Origin of the sequence: Veillonella sp. CHU594 (genome assembly GCF_003992265.1) — a bacterium.
Classification (GTDB): domain Bacteria; phylum Bacillota; class Negativicutes; order Veillonellales; family Veillonellaceae; genus F0422.
On sequence record NZ_RQVB01000004.1, the window covers coordinates 18,138 to 38,335 of the forward strand.

Below are 20,198 nucleotides of genomic sequence, written 5' to 3' on the forward strand. Positions count from 1 at the left end.
ATAATGGAAACAAAACAATATATAGTAGAGGCTCAAGATGAGGGTACACGATTAGATGTGTACCTCACGAGAGAGCTTGGTCAGTCACGTAGCTATGTGCAATCCCTAGTGAAAGAGGGAAATGTACAAGTGAATGGCAAAACAGGAAAATCAAATTTGAAACTTTCAAAGGAGAGTGAAATCAGCGTTACTATTCCTGAAGTACACGAAGTAGAAGTAGAACCAGAGAACATTCCACTGGATATTCTATTTGAAGATTCGCATATGATTGTCATTAATAAAGCTCGTGGTATGGTGGTACATCCAGCGGTAGGCAATCATTCAGGGACACTGGTTAATGCTTTGTTATACCATTGTAAAGATTTATCTGGCATCAATGGAGAAATTCGCCCTGGCATTGTGCATCGATTAGACAAGGATACATCTGGTGTGATGATGGCAGCCAAACATGATGAATCCCATTTGGGTTTAGCAGAGCAAGTGAAAGAACATAGTGCTACAAGAACCTATTATGCATTAGTACAAGGCAATATTGCAGAAGAAAAAGGGACTATCAAGGCTCCTATTGGGCGCCACCCTAAAGATCGTATGAAAATGGCGGTGGTCTTTGAAAATAGTAAAGATGCAGTGACCCATTTCCGTGTACTAGAACGATATGGCAAGCACACATTAATAGAATGCCAACTAGAAACGGGCAGAACTCACCAAATTCGTGTACATTTAGCGTATATTGGACATCCTGTGGTGAATGATCCGTTCTATGGATTCCGTAAAATGGATTTTCCTATTGTAGGGCAGGCCTTACATTCTAAAACACTATCTGTGAAACATCCTATCACAGGGGAAGCGTTACATTTTGAAGCGCCATTGCCGGAAGATTTTTTGGCATGTATTGAGTATGCGAAAGAGCATAATCGATAAGGAGTGATACTATGGAAGAACGTATCTTAATTGATGAAGCTGGTATGATGCGTGCCATTCGTCGTATTGGGCACGAAATTTTGGAGCGCAATAAAGGGTTATCCAATGCCTTAATCATCGGCATCGAACGCCGTGGTGTATATATAGCAAAACGATTACAAGCTCAAATTGAAGCCATTGAAGGGATTCAAGTAGATGTGGCAACAATGGATGTCTCCTTGTATCGAGATGATCGGAGCAATCAACCGAAGGAAGGGCCTCCGTTTACGATGGATACGACGGGTAAAATTGTGATTCTTGTAGATGATGTATTATTTACAGGTCGTACGATTCGATCTGCATTGAATGCCCTTATGGATGCAGGTAGACCGAGTGCCATCCAATTAGCTGTATTAGTGGATCGAGGCCATCGGGAACTACCTATACGAGCTGACTATGTAGGGAAAAATATTCCTACGTCCCACTTGGAAACGGTGCAAGTTCGTGTGCACGAAGTGGATGGGGATGATAGTGTAGTGATTTTTTAGAAAGATGAGGAACAACCAATGCATGGTATGGGAACCATCCTTAATGTGGTGTTGATTATTTGTGGTAGCTTATTAGGACTCTTTATTCGACATCGTATGAAAGAAAATTTAAAAGAAACGCTCATGATGGTGTGTGGGATCATTATCCTTCTATTAGGTATGAGTGGCACTATGCAATATATGCTAGTTATTGTTAGCGACAGTTTGCATACAACAGGACCTATGATGATGATTATCTCTATGGTACTAGGGGCGATTATAGGGGAATTGATTGATTTTGATCGTCGTATTACAGCCATTGGAGAATGGTTGAAGTTGAAAACAGGTAACAGTCGGGACCCACAGTTTACCAATGCTTTTATTACGGCATCCATGACATTTACCGTAGGAGCTATGGGGGTCATCGGTTCTATTCAAGATGGTTTGACTGGCGATTATAGTACGATGGTTGTTAAAAGTATTCTAGACGGCATTATCGTAATGGTCATGGCATCTTCCATGGGAAAAGGGGCTTTGTTCTCCTTTTTACCAGTAGGGATTACCCAAGGGATGATTACGGGTTTAGCTCATTTAGCGGCACCGCTTATGACTCCAGAGGCGATTGATAATTTATCCTATGTGGGCTCCATCTTAATTTTCTGTGTGGGAATTAATGTATTGTGGCCCAACAAGATTCGTGTGGCTAACTTGCTACCAGCAATATTTATAGCAATGCTCATGACATTCTTGCCGATTACACTGTAAATTTTAGGGGGACTATAGATATCCCTTACAGTATAGAGGAAACGTGAGTACAACATTCATAACTACTGAACATTAAATAGTGAGGAGCTAGTGATGAAAGAACGTGAGAAACAGCAGTCTATCGAAGATAAGCGATTAAAAGAATTAAAAACGGTGCGCAAGATGATAGAAATCTACTGCAAAGGACAGCACCGACGTAAGTCTGGTGACCTCTGTGAAAGTTGTGCAGAATTGATGCATTATGCAGAAGCAAGGGTAGAGCGATGCCCACATATGGAAGAAAAAACATTTTGCGCTATGTGCAAAACACATTGTTATGCACCGACCTATCGAGAACGAATTAAAGAAGTTATGCGCTATAGTGGTCCTCGTATGTTATGGATACATCCAATCATGACGATACGACACATATTGTTAGGGAAAGGTCTGTTGAAATAATATGTGACTGAAATTATATGTTACAGTAATATGTCATGGGAATTGTGACGTGTTAAAAATCAAGTAAACACCTTTACACTATATCGAAAATTATAGTATACTATATATAGACAAAAGAGCGCCCATAAAAGGTTGCTCTTTTTTTACTGTAGGAGGCACGAATTTCGTGAGGGAAACTCCTAAGCGTATATTGGGTATAGTTAAAGGGCGTATAACATGAAATTAAAAATCGTAGGATTATTGATCTTACTGGTGATTTCACTCGTAGTAGCCCCTCAATTTGGGGCTTCTTTCATACCGGTGTGGGATATGTACCAGGCATTTACCAGTCCAGTGCCAACAGATGAGATGAAAATGTTGAGCACCATTGTGCAAGATATTCGCTTGCCGCGGTTGTTGTATTCGGTACTGACAGGGATTGGATTATCTTTAGTAGGGGTTCTGATGCAAACAGTAACACGCAATGCACTAGCCGATCCTTATGTTTTAGGTGTCTCGTCAGGTGCTAGTACAGGAGCGGTCTTTGCCATCATTATGGGAGGATTACCATTCTTGGCATCTTATAATGTGCCATTCTTTGCGGCTTTGGGAGCAGGTATTTCCATCTTGTTGGTGTTACTCTGTGTGGGACGTAGCCAAAGTCCAGTAAAATTAATTTTAATTGGTATGGGTATGACAGGTATTTTCTCATCCATTACGATGATGATTATTTATGGAGCGAAGCACGAAGCACAAGTACGAAGTGCTATGTTCTGGTTGCTCGGTAGTTTTGCAGGCATTCAGTGGAGAGACTTACCATTAACAGCCATTATCATTGGTTTGTTGATGTTCTATATGTACATGTATAAACAGGATTTTGACGTCCTCTTATTAGGGCAACAAGAAGCGAAGCAAATGGGCTTATCGGTGAAATCCTTGCAATTATCTATGGTCATCGTATCCTCTGTGGCTATCGCTACCTTAGTAGCAAAAGTAGGTGTAGTAGGCTTTATGGGCCTTATTATTCCGCACTTGGCACGCATGGTTGGGGGCCCTAAACATGGACGATTACTGATTTTTGCGCCACTCATTGGTAGTATTGTGATGATCTGGGCGGATGTACTTTCACGAGCTATGTATAGTCCCGAAGAGATTCCTATCGGTGTATTGACGTCCTTACTAGGGGCACCACTATTTATTTGGATTATTATGACGAGATACCGTCATCAAGGTTAGACAATAGGAGGGACTATGTACGAGGTAAATTCTTTGTCCTTTTCCTATGGAAAACGACAAATTTTAGATGATGTGAAGCTCAGCTTTCCTAAACATAAAATGACGGCTATCATTGGACCTAATGGTTGTGGTAAATCGACACTTCTTGGACATTTGAGCCAATTGCATCCCACTGATGCGATTACATTGGATGGTGTGCCTTTACAAACCATTGATGGCCCTACCTTTTCACGGAAGGTGGCAGTGCTAGCACAAATGCATGATGCTATGATCGATGATTTTTTAGTGAAAGATATTGTACTTATGGGACGATATCCTTATAAAAGTCATTTTGGAAATTATACAGCGGAAGATGTTGCCATTACCCAGTCCTATATGGATCAAGTGGGGGTATCCCACTTGGCAGAAGAGGAAATGGGACATTTGTCGGGTGGTGAACGGCAACGTGTGTTCATTGCAAAAGCATTGACACAACAAACAGAGGTATTATTGTTAGATGAACCAACAAATCATCTAGACATGAAATACAAGGTAGCGCTCATGAAAGAATTGCAAAACTTTTCGGGTACAAGTATTGTTGTTCTCCATGACCTAAATCTAGCGGCGCGCTATTGCGATCACATCGTGTTGATGAAAGATGGCAAAGTGCTAAAAACGGGGGCCCCACAAGAGGTGTTAACCCCAGAGTTGCTGGAGCCTATTTTTGAAGTGCCTTTCCATGTGTCTATGGAAGAGGGCGTATATCATTTGTATTACTAATTAAGGTAAGAAAGGGAAGATTATGTTAAGTAATTGGAAACAATCTAAAGGCTTTGTATTAACAGCTTTAGTATTGTGGTGCTTTGGCAGTAGCAGGCTGTGGTTCTGAAAAAGAACAAGCAAAAACTGGCACAGAAGTGACTTGGAATCAAACATTTGAAGGCAAACAAACAGAATTTGCTGTGAAAGAATCTCCTAAACATGCCGTATCCATGTCTCAGTTTACAACAGAAATGATGTTACAATTAGGCTTGGAAGATAAAATGGCGGGTACAGCTTTCCAAGAAGAAGAAATCTATCCACCATTACAAGAAGCCTATGGCAAAGTAAAAGTATTAGCTGAAAAATGGCCTTCTTATGAAGTGTTTATGTCTGTAAAACCTGATTTCGCTACAGGTTGGGAAGATTCTTTCAGTAAAGAAGGTATCCCTGCAGATAAAATGATTGCTCAAAAAGTAAACATTTGGATTCCAGAGTCTGCTTTATCTACACAAGCTGACTTAGAAACTAATTTCAAAGATATGATTAAATTAGGTGAAATCTTCGGCGTGAAAGCAAAAGCAGAAGAATGGGTAAAAGGTCAACGTGCTTTGCTAGAAAAAGTACAAGCTAAATTGAAAGACCTTCCACATAAACGTGTATTCGTATATGACTCCCAAGATGGACAACCTTTCACAGTATTCGAAGGTTACACAACTAACGTATTGCGTTTAATCGGTGCTGATAACGTAATGAGTGGTTTAGGGGTAGATAAAACTTGGGCGAAAGGTTCTTGGGAAACTGTAGTTCAACAAAATCCTGATTACATCATAATTCCTGACTATGGTAATTCCATCCGCAACGATGATGATTTCCAAGAAAAAGTAGCTAAAATTAAAGCTGACCCTCAATTACAAACAATTAAAGCGGTACAAGAAAATCATTTCATCCGCGTAAAATTGTCTGAAATTACACCAGGCGTTCGTACAGTAGAAGCGTTAAAACGTCTAGCTGAAGAAATCCATGGTATCCATATTGACTAATTAGATAGTCTTATACATAGTAAAAGCCGTCACAATAGTGACGGCTTTTTTGTGTTTATTGTACTTATCGCTTTGCTCCAGCTTGTAGGGCTTTCAGATATTCTTGTACAGGGTTTATATTATTTTTACTACACTGTAAAAAATGAGCTAATATACATTCTAAAGTGTTTTCTGAATAGGACTGTAATTCTCCAGTCATATAGGTTTCCACAGATGTATGAGTCAGGGAATTATCTTTTGCTTGGATGGGACGATGGTGTGTGTCATAGCCAGGTATTTCTAATTGGATATCTAATTCCCACTTCATATACAAGGCCATAATGGCAGTCACTAAAGACAATTTTACGTTAGAAATAGATGGCAATTTATCCTTTATGGCTAAAAATTCATCAGGATGAGTGGCTTCCATCATATATCCGTATTTGAAAGTTACCAAGTTATGTCCTTTCATGCGTGCCACTTCTAAATCGTGCAAATAGGATTGTAAAACCGGTGTAGAGTACATAGACCAATAGGCATGGCGTGACACAATGAAGTTAGCCATTTGGTCTTGGCAAGGTGAGCGATGGTCTACATTTTGCGTACTAGTGAAGAGAGGCCATTCTTGTTGAATGATAGAAATAATTAAATCGTCTTTCATAATAAAACTCCTATTCTACCCAAGAATCTTCTTTACGGAGAAGTGGATCTTGAATGCGTTGAATGACTTCTTTAGCTTGATAGGTTAAGAAATCAATAGGACTTGTGCTTAAGCCGTTGCGTTGTAACTCTTGAATAATAGCACTACATAAGCGATCAATGTGAGATTTTGTATCTGTAATAGGTGCATCTAGTAATTCTACAATCCCATGTTTGACCGTGTTTCCTAAGATAGGAAGAGTACAACTATGGCGATAGAGCCATTTGTAGAATGGCGCATAGGATTTGTTGAATAGATGCACGAGTAGCATGTAATGATGGACAAATTGATGCAATGCTAAACTTGCAGCAATTGTGTCGTCTCGTTGTAACATACGAGGTAAGTTATACTGCCCAGATTGAGCCAATTGGTTTAATTCATAGGCAATTTTACGAAGGCGAATATCTTCTGGATAGTAGGCCAATAATCGCTGACGAATATGTGTAAAAGATCCAAAATTATCTAGGAAGACTTCACCATTTGTGGCGGTGCACAACAAGTCTTGTGGGACACGGCGAAACTCTTTTTCACACTGAGGCCCTTCAGGATAAAGTGTATAGCGCTGGTAAAATTCAGATATACATTCAACTTGTACTGTGCCATAGGCATAGTTCTTAAAGTAGGACTGAAGGCGTTCTTTATTAGTTTCATAGATATCAGCTGGTAAGAAGAGCTGACAGCGCTTGGTAAAGTCGTGGTCTTCAGAGATGGCATCATCAAAGCCTAAACATTCTGATCCTGTGCCGACCAAAGCTAAGCACATATAGGGAGCTAGGTCAGGTAGATTGAGCTCTATGTCTTGTGCTACTTGGTGAGCGAGTTCTCTGCCTAGCTCTAAGCCAGTTTGGCGATGACAGGGCACCTCTTGTTGCAGCGTTTTAATAAGGTCTTTTACATATTCAAGATTGTGCAATACAGATTGATAGGCTTGACTTTCCACACCATAATTATGTTTCACAATGGGAAGGGCTTCTCTATATAAATTTAGTGCCACATCGTAGTGATGTTGTTCCATTTCAAAGTCGGCTCGATTATTTAACACCGCTGCATACATAGGGTGTTCTGTACCTACCTCACGACGTAAAATGTAGGTAGCCTTATCTAGATAGACTTGAGGAGAAAGCTCTTGTTTTCCTTTAACGTGTTTGCTGATTTCATATAAATTATTGTAGCTAATAGCTAGTGGAACTTGGTATTCTGTAGGCTCCAATAGGCGGACTGCTTCTAATTGCAATTCATGAGCTGTTTCGTAGTTGTTCGTATCACGATAGAGAAGTGATAAATTGTTCAACAGACCAATATAAGCATAGGATGTATCACCTACGGATTGAAAGATTTCTTTTGCTTTCAACAGATGTGTTTCCGCTTCGTAATAGGATTTCTTTTCACGATATGTATTGCCTAGATTAATTAAAATAGTAGCATATGTTTGTGGTGTGTAAGTATCACTTTTTTCGTAGAGACGTAGGGATTCATCAATGGCGGTGATGGCATCATCATAGCGCCCTACATTACGTAGAGACCCACTATACTCATTTAATATTTCAATCAGTTTTTTGTCATTCTTTTGGGTCCGGCACAGGTGAATGGCTTTTTCTAAATAGTCTATCATACCTTGTTCATTGCCTTGTCGCCAAAGTGTGTGTGCTTGTTTTAGTAAAGACTGAATGGATTCCATAGAACCTCCTATAATAAGGTAAGTAATTCTGTTGACGGTTCTGAAATATTGGCAAAGCTCACAATGTCTTTAGGATAATGTTCTGATAATTCTATTTCAATGGTTTTTAAATCACTATAGGAACCAGCGATAGTGAGAATGCTTTTGCCACAGAGACCAATTCCAATTTGTAGACTTAATAAATGAACTTGGTGATGCCAAGCTAGATGATTAGCTAAATGAAATACAGCCACTGTTGTGGAACATTCATAGATACCTAGGTGTGAGACAGTAGGTATTTTTTGTTTTTGTTGAAATACTGAAAGTACATCGGGATGTACGCCAGTAATTGTTTTGTATTGAATCTGCTTCGTATCCCTTAGGATTTGTTCAATTTGCTGTACTACATCTGTATCTGCAATGAGTATGAAGAACGCTTTGCCAGGACATATGCGGTAATGTTTGACAAAAGAGATAGGGTAGTCTTTTAATAACTGATCTAAAAGAGCAAATCCAGATGCGATACGATTGGTTTCCCAAAGACATATAGCCGTATTTGATGCCATCGTAATTACCTCCTGCGTATAATTACTTTCAGTATAAAGAGAAATATAATGTAGAGCAATAGAGAAGAAAGAAGAGGTGTATTTACTACCGTAGTTAGGTTTGAATATTACCAAGGCATACTGAAAACACATATACTACATGCAGATTTTGAAATAGGAGATGATAATTAATCTAACTTTTCAATTACATAAAGGTTTGTATTTTACAAAATTTGGATTGTAAATTTTTATCAGTTCTACCCTGAAATGTGATACCATTTTCTTAAGAAGCATGCACAGTATTCTATTTACGCATGAATGGAACAGAGGCATGAATTATATTTATACGTTGTAAGGAGGTTAACACATGCTAGAACGAGGATTTAGTAAACCAACAGAACGAATTGAAAAGTTGAGAAAAGTAATTATTGATGCTGTACCACAGGTCGAATCAGAACGTGCAGTCTTAATTACAGAATCCTATAAGGAAACCGAAGGTCAGCCTACGATTATCCGCCGTGCTAAAGCTGTTGAAAAAATCTTTAACGAGTTGCCGATTACAATCCGTGACAATGAATTGGTAGTTGGTTCAATCACAATCAACCCACGATCCACAGAAATTTGCCCAGAGTTCTCCTATGATTGGGTAGAAAAAGAATTCCATACTATGCATAAACGTATGGCAGATCCATTTGAAATTTCTGAAAAAGTACAACATGAATTACATGAAGCTTTCAAATATTGGGAAGGCAAAACAACTCACTCCTTAGCAGATTCCTATATGGAACCAGATACAAAAGATTGTATCGCTAATGGTGTATTCACAGTAGGTAACTATTTCTTCGGTGGTGTAGGACACGTAAATGTAGACTACGGTAAAATCTTAGAAAAAGGTTTCCGCGGTGTATTAGAAGAAACAATTACAGCATTACATGCATTAGACGAAGATGATCCTAGCAGCATTAAGAAAAAACAATTCTACAACGCAGTTATTATTTCCTACAATGCAGCTATCCGATTCGCACATCGCTATGCTGAAAAAGCTCGTGAATTGGCAAGTCAAACATCTTGTCCAACTCGTAAAGCAGAATTACAACAAATCGCCGCTAACTGTGATCGCGTACCTGAATTCGGTGCTCGTAACTTCTGGGAAGCATGTCAATCTTTCTGGTTCTTACAAATCATGGTTCAAATTGAGTCCAATGGTCACTCCATCTCCCCAGGCCGTTTTGACCAATACATGTATCCATACTTAAAAGATGATCCAATTGATCGCGTAAAAGCACAAGAATTAGTAGATTGTATCTGGGTTAAATTGAACGACATCAATAAAACTCGTGATGAAGTCTCTGCACAAGCATTCGCTGGTTATGCAGTATTCCAAAACCTTTGCGTAGGCGGTCAAGACTCTGAAGGTAAAGATGCAACAAATGAAGTATCTTACATGTGTATGGAAGCAGTAGCGCACGTTCGTTTACCAGCTCCATCCTTCTCTGTACGTGTACATCAAAATGCCCCAATGGAATTCTTATATCGCGCTTGTGAAGTATCCCGTTTAGGCTATGGTGTTCCAGCATTCTACAATGACGAAGTAATCATCTTGGCTCTTGTATCTCGTGGCGTAGCATTAAAAGACGCTCGTGACTACTGTATCATCGGTTGTGTTGAACCACAAGCGGGCCATCGTACTGAAGGTTGGCATGATGCAGCATTCTTCAATATCGCAAAAGTTCTTGAAATTACTCTTAACAACGGACGTTGTAATGGCAAACAATTGGGACCTAAAACTGGCGAATTAGAAGAATTAGATACTATGGATAAATTGTTGGCAGCATACCAACAACAAATGGAATACTTCGTTCGTCACTTAGCAAAAGCTGACAACGCTGTTGACTACGCTCACATGGAACGCGCTCCATTGCCATTCATGTCTGCGATGGTTGATGATTGTATCAAACGCGGTAAATCTTGCCAAGAAGGCGGCGCGATCTACAACTTCACAGGACCTCAAGCATTCGGTGTTGCTGACGCAGGTGACTCCTTATATGCAATCCAAAAAAATATTTTCGAAGACAAACGCTTTACATTAGCTGAATTGCGTGAAGCATTAGAAGCTAACTTCGGTTATAGCGATAGCGCAGCTCCAATTTGCACTCCATCTATTCCAGAATCTACATTAGATGAAGCTCAAATCTATGAAGCAGTTAAGAAAATCTTATCCTCCACAGGATCTATCGACATTGCTACATTGGAATCTCATTTGAAACAAGGTACTGGCACAGGTACAAGCTGTGGATGCAAATCACAAGCTGATCCAAGCAAATATGCAACTATCCGTAATATCTTGAAAAACACTGATTCCTTCGGTAATGATATTGAAGAGGTAGACCAATTCGCATATCGTTGCGGTAAAATCTACTGTAATGAAGTGGATAAATACATGAACCCTCGTGGCGGTCAATTCCAAGCTGGTATTTACCCAGTATCCGCTAACGTATTGTTCGGTAAAGACGTAGCTGCATTACCAGATGGACGTTTAGCAACTGAACCATTGGCTGACGGTGTATCCCCTCGCCAAGGTAACGACGTAAACGGTCCTACAGCGGCTTCCAACTCCGTTGCAAAATTAGACCATGCGCAAGCATCGAATGGTACATTGTACAACCAAAAATTCACACCAGCTGCGGTAGGTGGAGAACAAGGTTTGAAAAACTTCGTATCTATTATTAAGAGCTTCTTCGATAAAAAAGGTAGCCATGTTCAATTCAACGTTGTAGATAAACAAACATTGTTAGATGCACAAGAACATCCAGAAGATAACCAAGACTTGATCGTTCGTGTAGCAGGTTACAGTGCTCACTTCGTAACATTGGCTAAAGAAGTACAAGACGATATCATTAATCGTACAGAACATGAAATGTAGGTACATAATATAAAGGATAAGTTCGTATGGAATCAGTAGATTATAGTGTACAAGGCACTGTATTTGATATTCAACGCTTTTCCATTCACGATGGACCAGGAATCCGGACAATCGTATTTTTGAAGGGCTGTCCATTACGATGTAAATGGTGTTCTAATCCAGAATCACAACAATATTATCCTGAAGTAGTGTATCGAAAACAACTCTGTATTGGTTGTAAAGCTTGTCAGGCAGTTTGCCCTAAACAGGCCATTGCTGATAGCAACCCATACTGGATTGACCGTACACTCTGTGACAACTGTTCAGAGTGTACCATGGTCTGTCCTACCAGTGCACTTTCTATGAAAGGTAAGTTGATGAGTGTCGAGCAGGTAGTACGAGAACTAAAAAAAGATGCCACACAGTACTTTCGGTCCAATGGCGGCATCACCTTATCTGGTGGAGAGGCATTGACACAACCAAAGTTTGCTAAAGAAATCTTTAAAGCTTGTAAAGCACAAGGATGGCATACCGCAATAGAAACAGAAGGGTATTATGACACAAAGATTGTAGAAGAGATTATGCCGTACATCGACTTAGTTCTACTAGATATCAAAAGTGTTAATCCAGAGCAACATAAAAAGTTCACTGGTGTCGATAACGCAAGGATCAAAGAGTCGGCTAAAGTCATACAGTCTATCGCAAATACAACAGTGCGTGTTCCTACGATTCCTGGGTTTAATGCGAGCGAAGAAGATATTCGTGGTATAGCGGAGTTTGTGAAGGAAAATATGCCTAATGTTCATGACATACACTTGTTGCCATATCACAATTATGGGCAGGGGAAATATGAACTATTGGGACGTGAATATGAATTAGAAAATACACCAAAGATTCCAGAAGAAGAAATGGAAACGTATAAAAAAATAGTAGAATCATATGGTTTAAACTGTATTATTGGTGGTTAGGAGGTACTATGGATACAGCATTATTAGAAAAAGTGATGGGTCAAGTATCAGAAGAACTTGGCATTAAAAAGCCGCAAGGCACAACAGCAGGATCCATCGGAGTTACTGAATTTGTAGGTACTGCAATGGGCGATACAATTGGTCTTGTGATTGCCAGTGTGGATCCGTTATTAACAGAAACAATGGGATTAGGAAAATTCAAATCCATCGGTATTATCGGCGGTCGTGTAGGCGCAGGCCCACAAATTATGGCTGTGGATGATGCAATCAAAGCAACGAATACTGAAATTATTACAGTAGAGTTGCCTCGTGATACTAAAGGTGGCGCAGGTCATGGTTCCTTGATCTATATCGGTGCTCATGATGTATCCGATGCTCGTCGAGCTGTTGAAATTGCATTGGAAGCTGTTCCAAAATACTTTGGAGATGTATACGCTAATGATGCAGGTCACTTGGAATTCCAATACACAGCACGTGCAAGCTATTGTTTAGAAGCCGTATTCAACACTCCATTAGGTAGATCTTTTGGTATGGTATGTGCAGGCCCAGCAGCGATTGGTGCAGTACTTGCGGATACAGCAGTAAAATCTGCCAATGTAGAAGTTGTTTCGTACGCATCACCAAAATCTGGTACAAGTTTCTCTAACGAAGTAATCTTAACATTCTCTGGAGACTCTGGTGCTGTTCGTCAAGCTGTGAAAGCAGCTCGTGAAGTGGGTATTAAATTGCTTGGTGCTTTAGGTGACACACCTACATCGAGTACAACACCATACATTTAATAGGTTAGTATAGAAACATAGGAGGATATTATGGTTTCAGATGCATTAGGAATGGTAGAAACAAAAGGTTTAGTAAGTGCGATTGAAGCAGCAGATGCTATGGTAAAAGCTGCTAACGTAAACTTAGTAGGCTATGAAAAAATTGGTTCTGGATTAGTAACAGTTATGGTTCGTGGTGATGTTGGTGCAGTAAAAGCAGCTGTTGAAGCTGGTGCAGTAGCAGCTCGTGCAGTAGGCGAAGTTGTATCCTTACACGTTATCCCTCGTCCTCACATCGATACAGAACGTATTATTCCAACTCTTAAAGCGTAATGTAGCGTGGCATATGAGGCATCGTCCTTATATGCCACTACTTTAGAGGAGGCACTATGAAAGATAGAGACCTATCTAGGCTCCTAGAAGACATGGTGGCACGTATTTTAGCAGAACAATCTCATGAACAAAGTGTAAGAAAATTATATGTTGTCTTTGATGAACAGTGGCATCATGAAAATTATGCGTTGGCGAATCAATTGACTACATGTGACTTCACACAAGTTCATGCCATTGTTCCCAAGAACGGTGATCCAGAAATGGAACGTCGAGTGAAAGAAATTCATCCTTTTCTTATGCAATATCCCTATGGAGAGGAACCCGCTTTTACAGAACACGATTGCATAGTATTACCTTATATAGGAAGAAATGATGTCATTCATATTGCCTTAGGCTATAGTCAATCGGATCTGTCGGAAGTGGTAAAGAAAGCTTTTACAGCAGGTGCTAGTATCTATGTACTGCCAACATCCATAGAGCCTTTATCAGGAAAAGAACCAGGTCCCTACCAACAGATGGTGCAAGGGTACTATCAAACAATATTTGAGTTAGGGATACGATACATAGACCATATTCGTCATATGAATTGAGTCCTATGAGATAGGAGTAAGCATGTATTTAGCAAAAGTGATTGGTAATGTTGTAGCAACGAAGAAAAGTGATACCCTATTAGGATATAAGTTGATGATTATACAGCCTGTCGATGCATCGCTTTCGCCAGCTCATAGAGAACAAGTAGCAGCTGATTTTGTAGGAGCTGGTGTAGGTGAATATGTGCTAGTTGGAACGGGGTCTTCAGTACGAGTGGAAGAGAACCGAAAAGGGGCTACCATAGATTTAGCAATCATTGGTATTGTAGACTCTGTTGTTATTTAGTAAGGAGGCAAATATGGGAACCCAAGGTGGGATATTTTCCTCAGTAACACAGGTTGTGCATGCATCAAAACAAGCATTTCACATCTATCAAAAGTTGAGCCTACGGGAACGGAAGCAGTTGATTCAGGCTATCCGTGAAGGATTACGAAGCTATTGTCTAGAATTTGCCGCGCTTGCTTGTGAAGAAACTGGTATGGGTAAAGCGGAAGATAAGGCCATTAAGATTAAACTTGCTTTGGAAGAAACGCCGGGCCCAGAAGATTTAATTACAGGAACAACGCAGGGAGAAAATGGAATTGTCTTAACAGAACCATTTCCATATGGTGTTGTATGTGCTATACATCCAAGTACCAATCCTTGTGAAACGTTGATCAACAATACAATTAGTTTGTTGTCAGCAGGAAATGTAGTGATTCATTGTCCACATCCAAGAGCCATGGAAGTATCTAAATATATTACGAAAGTGATGAATAAAATTATCTTAGATAAATTTGGCATATGTAACTTAATCACCACACCAGATACTTGTTCCTTAACATATCTTAATGAAATAATGAATCATCCTGATGTAGAATTGATTTTATCTACTGGTGGGTCAGATGCAGCTAGGAGCGCATTAGCCTGTGGTAAGAAGGTTATTTCAGCAGGTCCAGCGAACCCTACATTTGTGGTAGATGAAACGGCTGATATCGATCGAGCAGCGTATTGCATTCACAAAGGCGCATCCTTCGATCATAACATTACCTGTACATCGGAGAAAAATGTCATTATTGTAGAATCTGTAGTACCTGCATTTCGGTCGGCCTTAGAAAGACTCAATGTGTATTATGTGGATTCAGTGGGAGAAATGTTGCAATTATCAAAAATTCTCTTGACTGAAGATATGGAAGTAAATCGTCAATATGGCGGTAAATCGGCAGATGAGATTTTAAAAGATGCAGGAATTCATACGGATCGTTCCTATGATTTGATTGCTGTAGAAACAGTTAAAATCCATCCATTTGTGACACAGGAAATATTAGCTCCATTGATTACAGTGGTGAAAGCTAGTAATTTTGAAAGTGCCCTACAAATTGCTGTTGATGCAGAACAAGGTTATCACCATACAGCAGGCATTCATTCTCGCGATACGGAGCGTTTACGGCAAGCAGCAAAAGCTTTCCGAACTACAATCTTTGTCAAAAATGGATGTTCCTTAGATGGAATTGGTATCTGTGGCGTAGGAGCCACATCTTTCACGATTGCCAATGTCACTGGTGAAGGAGCCATAACGGCGAAAGATTTAGTCCGTCGCAGAAGATGTGTGTATGTAGAAACGCTATGTTCTTATACATAATAACTATGATTAAATTTCATGACAAAAATCATACTTTTTGACATGGTTTTTGCAATTACTGTCGTATACTATAAGTAGAGATATTTTACGTATTGTATAGGAAAGGTAATAAAAAGGAATGCCACGAAATACTTTGGAAGACAATCGAAACGAAGAATCAGGACTGGATATTATGACTGTCATAGGTCATGATTTATTGGAAGGGATCCAAGAAGCGGTTGCCAACGTGACAGGAATAGCTTTTGTGACAGTAGATTATAAAGGTGATGTATTAACAGAAGCAACACGGTTTTGCAACTATTGTAAGAAAATAAGAGATAACCCTACATCGTCATTATTGTGTAAGTTATCCGATGCATCAGGTGCGATTATTGCTGCCACTAATAAAGAGGTGAGCATTTATATTTGTCCTTGCGGACTTTTAGAAATTGCTATACCGATTATCGTGGATGGTCATTATTTAGGCGGATTTATTGGAGGACAGATTCTATGTGATGATGTACCAGATACAATAGTCCGGTTGAGTAAAAATATGGTACCTGGTGGAGCACAATTAGTGAATCAAGATATCGAAACTACGAATCCGGAAGAGTTAGCAGATATTAAGCGATATAGCTATAATGAAGTGCTTTCCATTGCAAAACTAGTGGAGTTTATTATTAATCAACTTACAAATCATGAAATTGTATCGAATAGAAATAAACAAAAGAATTTAAATCGTATAGAAGCATTAGAAAAAGAAGTATTAGAAGCAGAAGATAAGATTTGCTGCTTACAAAGTGAGCTAGAAAAGTATAAGCGCTATGTAGATATGGTACGTAACTGTAAATTGCTTAGCGTAGTAGATAGCTTATCTGTAGTAGAAGAAGCAGAAAAAACGGAAGCAGCGATTCTGGATTATATTCATGTATTAGCACTTCATCATGATAGTCTATTTGAAACAAGTATTAAAGAGGAATGTTCGCGCATCGAATCTACAGTAGCTCTCTTAAACTATCGTGAAGATTGCCATATAGGCTGGCATATGGATGTAGATGAGAGCCTGTGGCACTACATGTTACCATCCTATAGTGTATGGCAATATGTATATCAAGTGGTAGAAAGAGCACAACAAGAGGGGCATGCAAAGATTTCTATGAAACTACATGCAGAGCTCCAAGGTGATCAAGTATGTATTGTTATAGAGGATGATACATTGCAGATTCAATCTGATGAAGTACTTGTACTACACAAATTACTACAAGATGTGACGCGGTTAATACATGGAGATACCATAGAGTCAACCTTATCTACGACAAGTCAAGCTATTTTAAAATTACACCAAACGTTTATAGAATACCATGGCAATTCTGCTAAAGTACATTGTTATCCATTGCCAAAGGATGGGATACAGGTGATGCTATCCTATCCAGTAGAATAAGACAAGGAGGTATTTTGTGATGAAGATACTTTTGGTAGATACCGATAAGTTGCATATGAAAGCACTACAAAAACGAATTGCACTCCATATGCAAGCGGAGGTCATCTGCATTAGTACATATCAAGAAGTACTTTCCTTACCGAAGGAAGAAATAATTTCTGTCGCTTATATAGCAATGGATATTAGCCATCAAAAAGCAGGTGACATTATTCGACATATGTATTACACCTATCCAACCTGCCGGATTGTGATGATGTTGAATAAAGAAACGCAAGCTGTTAACCAAATGACTATGAAATATTCCGGAATTGGATATTTATATAAACCTTTTAGCTGGGATGATTTTTATAAATGGATTCCAGCAAAGGGGATGATTAAAGAAAAAGAGGTCACAGGGAAATCCCTAGATCTGTTGGACGGAATTGTACAAGGTTTTCAGCAAGGTGATTTTGAGGTAGCCTATGACAGATTATACCAAGTATGTCAGTATACATATGAACATAGTGATAGCCAGTCAATTGCCAGTGAACTATATGAACTGGTAGACCAGGTACAACACAAGGTCTTAGACACGCATGTATTGAAGTTACATACGATGGTGTCAAAGATACAGTTGGAACCTGTACATACAAAATACGCAGAAGGACTCGGTATATGGACATTTAAAATTGTTGATTTCCTGTTTATGAAACTATATCAAGGGAAACAAGAAATTTTACATACTGTTCTCTACTATATTCATACACATATACAAGAAGATATTTCTTTAAAAGATATAGTTGTTTCTTGTAATGTAAGCCAAGGCTACATTAGTCGTATATTCAAACATAAGTTAAATATGACAATTATGCAGTATATACACAAGAAAAAAATAAATTTAGCGAAGGAATATATACTTGGAACGGAAAAGAGCGGATCCTATATTGCTAACATATTGGGATATAGTGATGTGAGCTATTTTTGTAAAATTTTCAAAAAACATGAACATAAAACAATCTCACAATATCGAGATCAAGTCATTAATGGATTGGTGGAAACCTATGAAACAATCTGAGTATTTACATTTAGTAACGGAGCGCGTCATAGCAAAGTTACAAGAATTAAATAGATGTAGCGTACCAATTGGTGTTTCAAATCGTCATGTTCATGTGTCAAAAGAAGCATATACCGTTTTATTTGGACAAGATGAACTGACAAAAAAAGTAGACTTGAAACAACCAGGACAATATGCTGCAAATGAAACAGTAACTCTAGTAGGACCGAAAGGCAGTATTGAAAAAGTACGTATTTTGGGACCTTTTAGGAATGATACACAAGTGGAAATCTCTCTAACAGATTCATTTACGTTGGGAGTACCAGGCGTGATACGTGAATCTGGTGATTTACGGGAAACTCCAGGTATAACGTTACTAGGACCGAAAGGGAAATTAACGATTTCTCAAGGTGTGATCGTAGCGCATCGACATATCCATATGCATCCTGATGATGCAAAACGTATGGGCGTGATCGATAAAGAGCGAGTGACAGTGACTGTACATGGAGAACGCGAGCTGACATTTTCCAATGTAATTATTCGAGTATCGCCGAAGTTTGCTTTAGAAATGCATATCGATGTAGATGAAGCGAATGCAGGACGGATTAAAAACAATGATATTGGAATTGTATCGAAATCATAGAGGAGATACGAATGAACTTAGAAATGATTGAAAGTATAGTGAAACAAGTAGTGAAAGATTTACAACAAGAAGGCGTAGGTATGGAAACAACTCGTTATGAATATGGCGTGTTTGATACCATGGAGGCTGCGATTGATGCGAGTGAAGTGGCACAAAGAGAGTTGTTAGCTTTTTCATTACAAGATCGTAATGCATTTGTGGATGCCATCCGTGAAACTGTGTTACAAAAAGATCATTTAGAAATGATTTCACTCATGGCAGTTGAAGAAACAGGCATTGGTAGATATAGTGATAAATTGATTAAAAACCGAGTAGCTGCTGTGAAAACACCAGGTAAAGAAGTGTTGGAAACGCGTGCTATGACTGGTCATGATGGATTGACAATTGAAGAATTTTGTCCATTTGGCGTGATTGGTGCCATAACACCAACAACAAATCCAACAGAAACAATTATCAATAATTCTATCTCCATGATTGTTGGCGGTAATACGGTGGTATTTAGCCCACATCCAAGAGCTAAAAAAGTATCTACTATTTTAGTGCAAATGATTAATAAAGCACTAGAAGCGGCAGGTGCTCCGAACAACTTGGTAACGATGGTGCGTGAACCATCGATTGAAAGTACACAATGCATGATGAGTCATCCAAAAGTAAGATTGTTAGTTGCTACAGGTGGACCTGGAATTGTAAACCAAGTCTTATCCTCTGGTAAAAAAGCGATTGGCGCCGGCGCTGGTAACCCTCCAGTAGTCGTAGATGAAACAGCACATATTGAACAAGCAGCCAAAGATATCGTCAGTGGTGCAAGTTTTGATAATAACGTTCCATGTATTGCTGAAAAAGAAGTATTTGTTGTGGAATCTGTGGCAGATCAATTGGTATACCATATGAAAAAGAATGGTGCTTATGAAATTACTGATATGTCTATTCTAGATACATTAGTTGAAAAAGTAACTAAAAAAGATGGTAAACCAAATCCAGATTTTGTAGGTAAATCTGCAAAAGATTTATTAGCATTAGTAGGCATTGTGGTAGATGACAGTATTCGATTAATCATTGCTCGTACATCAGAACATCATCACCTAGTAACAGAAGAAATGATGATGCCAATTTTACCAATCGTAGCGGTTCCAAATGTAGATATTGCTATAGAATGTGCATACCGCGCAGAATTGGGAAATCGTCACACAGCGATGATGCACTCTCAAAATTTAGAAAAATTATCTAAAATGGCGAGATTGTTAGAAACTACAATTTTCGTAAAAAATGCTCCATCCTATGCAGGTATTGGTGTAGGTGGTGAAGGGCATACTACCTTTACCATTGCAGGCCCAACAGGAGAAGGTATTACATGTGCAAGATCGTTCTGTCGCATTCGTCGTTGTGTATTAAGTGAAGCATTTAGCTTAAGATAAGTGAGGC

General features: G+C 39.1%; 21 protein-coding genes. 18 read left to right on the plus strand and 3 right to left on the minus strand.

Going from position 1 to position 20,198, the window contains the following annotated elements; translation table 11 throughout:
- The first annotated feature begins 3 nt into the window (after nt 1–3).
- The 7 genes from EO111_RS03210 (at nt 4) to EO111_RS03240 (ending at nt 5,626) form a co-directional block, all read left to right on the plus strand.
- Entirely contained in the window at nt 4–921 is a 918-nt protein-coding gene (locus EO111_RS03210; protein ID WP_127010724.1) for an RluA family pseudouridine synthase, read from the plus strand.
- A gap of 11 nt (nt 922–932) precedes the next feature.
- On the plus strand, nt 933–1,448 hold the full coding sequence (gene pyrR / locus EO111_RS03215; protein WP_009353692.1) for a bifunctional pyr operon transcriptional regulator/uracil phosphoribosyltransferase PyrR: 516 nt from the start codon (nt 933–935) through the stop codon (nt 1,446–1,448).
- Between the two features lie 18 nt (nt 1,449–1,466).
- Nucleotides 1,467–2,192: a DUF554 domain-containing protein gene (locus tag EO111_RS03220; RefSeq protein WP_127010725.1), complete on the plus strand. Its 726-nt coding sequence runs from the start codon at nt 1,467–1,469 to the stop codon at nt 2,190–2,192.
- 93 nt (nt 2,193–2,285) lie between these two features.
- A complete protein-coding gene (locus tag EO111_RS03225) occupies nt 2,286–2,630 on the plus strand; it encodes a nitrous oxide-stimulated promoter family protein (protein ID WP_127010726.1) in 345 nt (114 codons plus the stop codon).
- Between the two features lie 216 nt (nt 2,631–2,846).
- Nucleotides 2,847–3,845 (plus strand): iron ABC transporter permease, encoded by a 999-nt coding sequence (locus EO111_RS03230; protein ID WP_126940676.1) that lies wholly within the window; start codon nt 2,847–2,849, stop codon nt 3,843–3,845.
- Between the two features lie 15 nt (nt 3,846–3,860).
- Complete coding sequence (locus tag EO111_RS03235; protein ID WP_127010727.1) at nt 3,861–4,604, plus strand: ABC transporter ATP-binding protein; 744 nt, start codon at nt 3,861–3,863, stop codon at nt 4,602–4,604.
- Nucleotides 4,605–4,687: 83 nt separating this feature from the next.
- Nucleotides 4,688–5,626, plus strand: a complete 939-nt coding sequence (locus EO111_RS03240; RefSeq protein ID WP_127010728.1) for an ABC transporter substrate-binding protein — start codon at nt 4,688–4,690, stop codon at nt 5,624–5,626.
- Nucleotides 5,627–5,690: 64 nt separating this feature from the next.
- Here EO111_RS03240 and EO111_RS03245 read toward each other — a convergent pair whose 3' ends face one another.
- Genes EO111_RS03245 through EO111_RS03255 form a run of 3 tightly spaced genes read right to left on the minus strand, consistent with a single transcriptional unit; the run spans nt 5,691 to nt 8,528 of the window.
- Nucleotides 5,691–6,266 (minus strand): DUF4125 family protein, encoded by a 576-nt coding sequence (locus tag EO111_RS03245; RefSeq protein ID WP_009353659.1) that lies wholly within the window; start codon nt 6,264–6,266, stop codon nt 5,691–5,693.
- A 10-nt stretch (nt 6,267–6,276) separates the two neighbouring features.
- The gene (locus EO111_RS03250; RefSeq protein WP_126940673.1) at nt 6,277–7,983 is read right to left on the minus strand and encodes a DUF4037 domain-containing protein; all 1,707 of its coding nucleotides are present in this window, start codon (nt 7,981–7,983) and stop codon (nt 6,277–6,279) included.
- A gap of 8 nt (nt 7,984–7,991) precedes the next feature.
- Nucleotides 7,992–8,528 carry a hypothetical protein gene (locus tag EO111_RS03255; protein WP_127010729.1) on the minus strand — a complete coding sequence of 179 codons (537 nt, stop codon included), beginning with the start codon at nt 8,526–8,528 and terminating at the stop codon, nt 7,992–7,994.
- Between the two features lie 346 nt (nt 8,529–8,874).
- Here EO111_RS03255 and EO111_RS03260 point away from each other — a divergent pair, with 346 nt between their 5' ends.
- The 11 genes from EO111_RS03260 (at nt 8,875) to EO111_RS03310 (ending at nt 20,191) form a co-directional block, all read left to right on the plus strand.
- Nucleotides 8,875–11,430, plus strand: a complete 2,556-nt coding sequence (locus EO111_RS03260) for a glycyl radical protein (protein ID WP_009353679.1) — start codon at nt 8,875–8,877, stop codon at nt 11,428–11,430.
- A gap of 26 nt (nt 11,431–11,456) precedes the next feature.
- Nucleotides 11,457–12,377: a glycyl-radical enzyme activating protein gene (locus tag EO111_RS03265; RefSeq protein ID WP_009353686.1), complete on the plus strand. Its 921-nt coding sequence runs from the start codon at nt 11,457–11,459 to the stop codon at nt 12,375–12,377.
- 8 nt (nt 12,378–12,385) lie between these two features.
- Complete coding sequence (gene pduB, locus EO111_RS03270) at nt 12,386–13,156, plus strand: propanediol utilization microcompartment protein PduB (RefSeq protein ID WP_009353719.1); 771 nt, start codon at nt 12,386–12,388, stop codon at nt 13,154–13,156.
- A gap of 30 nt (nt 13,157–13,186) precedes the next feature.
- The gene (locus tag EO111_RS03275; RefSeq protein ID WP_009353643.1) at nt 13,187–13,468 is read left to right on the plus strand and encodes a BMC domain-containing protein; all 282 of its coding nucleotides are present in this window, start codon (nt 13,187–13,189) and stop codon (nt 13,466–13,468) included.
- Between the two features lie 56 nt (nt 13,469–13,524).
- The gene (locus EO111_RS03280; RefSeq protein ID WP_009353648.1) at nt 13,525–14,058 is read left to right on the plus strand and encodes a hypothetical protein; all 534 of its coding nucleotides are present in this window, start codon (nt 13,525–13,527) and stop codon (nt 14,056–14,058) included.
- A gap of 22 nt (nt 14,059–14,080) precedes the next feature.
- The gene (locus EO111_RS03285; RefSeq protein ID WP_009353718.1) at nt 14,081–14,344 is read left to right on the plus strand and encodes a EutN/CcmL family microcompartment protein; all 264 of its coding nucleotides are present in this window, start codon (nt 14,081–14,083) and stop codon (nt 14,342–14,344) included.
- A 13-nt stretch (nt 14,345–14,357) separates the two neighbouring features.
- Entirely contained in the window at nt 14,358–15,680 is a 1,323-nt protein-coding gene (locus tag EO111_RS03290; protein WP_127010730.1) for an aldehyde dehydrogenase, read from the plus strand.
- 118 nt (nt 15,681–15,798) lie between these two features.
- Entirely contained in the window at nt 15,799–17,100 is a 1,302-nt protein-coding gene (locus EO111_RS03295; protein ID WP_127010731.1) for a PocR ligand-binding domain-containing protein, read from the plus strand.
- 19 nt (nt 17,101–17,119) lie between these two features.
- Nucleotides 17,120–18,154 carry an AraC family transcriptional regulator gene (locus EO111_RS03300; protein ID WP_127010732.1) on the plus strand — a complete coding sequence of 345 codons (1,035 nt, stop codon included), beginning with the start codon at nt 17,120–17,122 and terminating at the stop codon, nt 18,152–18,154.
- Nucleotides 18,141–18,776 carry a phosphate propanoyltransferase gene (locus EO111_RS03305; protein ID WP_126937829.1) on the plus strand — a complete coding sequence of 212 codons (636 nt, stop codon included), beginning with the start codon at nt 18,141–18,143 and terminating at the stop codon, nt 18,774–18,776. The genes EO111_RS03300 and EO111_RS03305 overlap by 14 nt, the downstream gene beginning before the upstream one ends.
- Nucleotides 18,777–18,787: 11 nt before the next feature.
- Complete coding sequence (locus tag EO111_RS03310) at nt 18,788–20,191, plus strand: aldehyde dehydrogenase family protein (RefSeq protein ID WP_009353657.1); 1,404 nt, start codon at nt 18,788–18,790, stop codon at nt 20,189–20,191.
- Nucleotides 20,192–20,198 lie beyond the last annotated feature (7 nt).

Excerpts from the sequence above, each read along its gene's own strand:
- EO111_RS03210 (WP_127010724.1), top strand. The coding sequence starts at position 4 with ATGGAAACAAAACAATATATAGTAGAGGCTCAAGATGAGGGTACACGA.
- pyrR (WP_009353692.1), top strand. The coding sequence starts at position 933 with ATGGAAGAACGTATCTTAATTGATGAAGCTGGTATGATGCGTGCCATT.
- EO111_RS03220 (WP_127010725.1), top strand. The coding sequence starts at position 1,467 with ATGCATGGTATGGGAACCATCCTTAATGTGGTGTTGATTATTTGTGGT.
- EO111_RS03225 (WP_127010726.1), top strand. The coding sequence starts at position 2,286 with ATGAAAGAACGTGAGAAACAGCAGTCTATCGAAGATAAGCGATTAAAA.
- EO111_RS03230 (WP_126940676.1), top strand. The coding sequence starts at position 2,847 with ATGAAATTAAAAATCGTAGGATTATTGATCTTACTGGTGATTTCACTC.
- EO111_RS03235 (WP_127010727.1), top strand. The coding sequence starts at position 3,861 with ATGTACGAGGTAAATTCTTTGTCCTTTTCCTATGGAAAACGACAAATT.
- EO111_RS03245 (WP_009353659.1), bottom strand. The coding sequence starts at position 6,266 with ATGAAAGACGATTTAATTATTTCTATCATTCAACAAGAATGGCCTCTC.
- EO111_RS03250 (WP_126940673.1), bottom strand. The coding sequence starts at position 7,983 with ATGGAATCCATTCAGTCTTTACTAAAACAAGCACACACACTTTGGCGA.
- EO111_RS03255 (WP_127010729.1), bottom strand. The coding sequence starts at position 8,528 with ATGGCATCAAATACGGCTATATGTCTTTGGGAAACCAATCGTATCGCA.
- EO111_RS03260 (WP_009353679.1), top strand. The coding sequence starts at position 8,875 with ATGCTAGAACGAGGATTTAGTAAACCAACAGAACGAATTGAAAAGTTG.
- EO111_RS03265 (WP_009353686.1), top strand. The coding sequence starts at position 11,457 with ATGGAATCAGTAGATTATAGTGTACAAGGCACTGTATTTGATATTCAA.
- pduB (WP_009353719.1), top strand. The coding sequence starts at position 12,386 with ATGGATACAGCATTATTAGAAAAAGTGATGGGTCAAGTATCAGAAGAA.
- EO111_RS03275 (WP_009353643.1), top strand. The coding sequence starts at position 13,187 with ATGGTTTCAGATGCATTAGGAATGGTAGAAACAAAAGGTTTAGTAAGT.
- EO111_RS03280 (WP_009353648.1), top strand. The coding sequence starts at position 13,525 with ATGAAAGATAGAGACCTATCTAGGCTCCTAGAAGACATGGTGGCACGT.
- EO111_RS03285 (WP_009353718.1), top strand. The coding sequence starts at position 14,081 with ATGTATTTAGCAAAAGTGATTGGTAATGTTGTAGCAACGAAGAAAAGT.
- EO111_RS03290 (WP_127010730.1), top strand. The coding sequence starts at position 14,358 with ATGGGAACCCAAGGTGGGATATTTTCCTCAGTAACACAGGTTGTGCAT.
- EO111_RS03295 (WP_127010731.1), top strand. The coding sequence starts at position 15,799 with ATGCCACGAAATACTTTGGAAGACAATCGAAACGAAGAATCAGGACTG.
- EO111_RS03300 (WP_127010732.1), top strand. The coding sequence starts at position 17,120 with ATGAAGATACTTTTGGTAGATACCGATAAGTTGCATATGAAAGCACTA.
- EO111_RS03305 (WP_126937829.1), top strand. The coding sequence starts at position 18,141 with ATGAAACAATCTGAGTATTTACATTTAGTAACGGAGCGCGTCATAGCA.
- EO111_RS03310 (WP_009353657.1), top strand. The coding sequence starts at position 18,788 with ATGAACTTAGAAATGATTGAAAGTATAGTGAAACAAGTAGTGAAAGAT.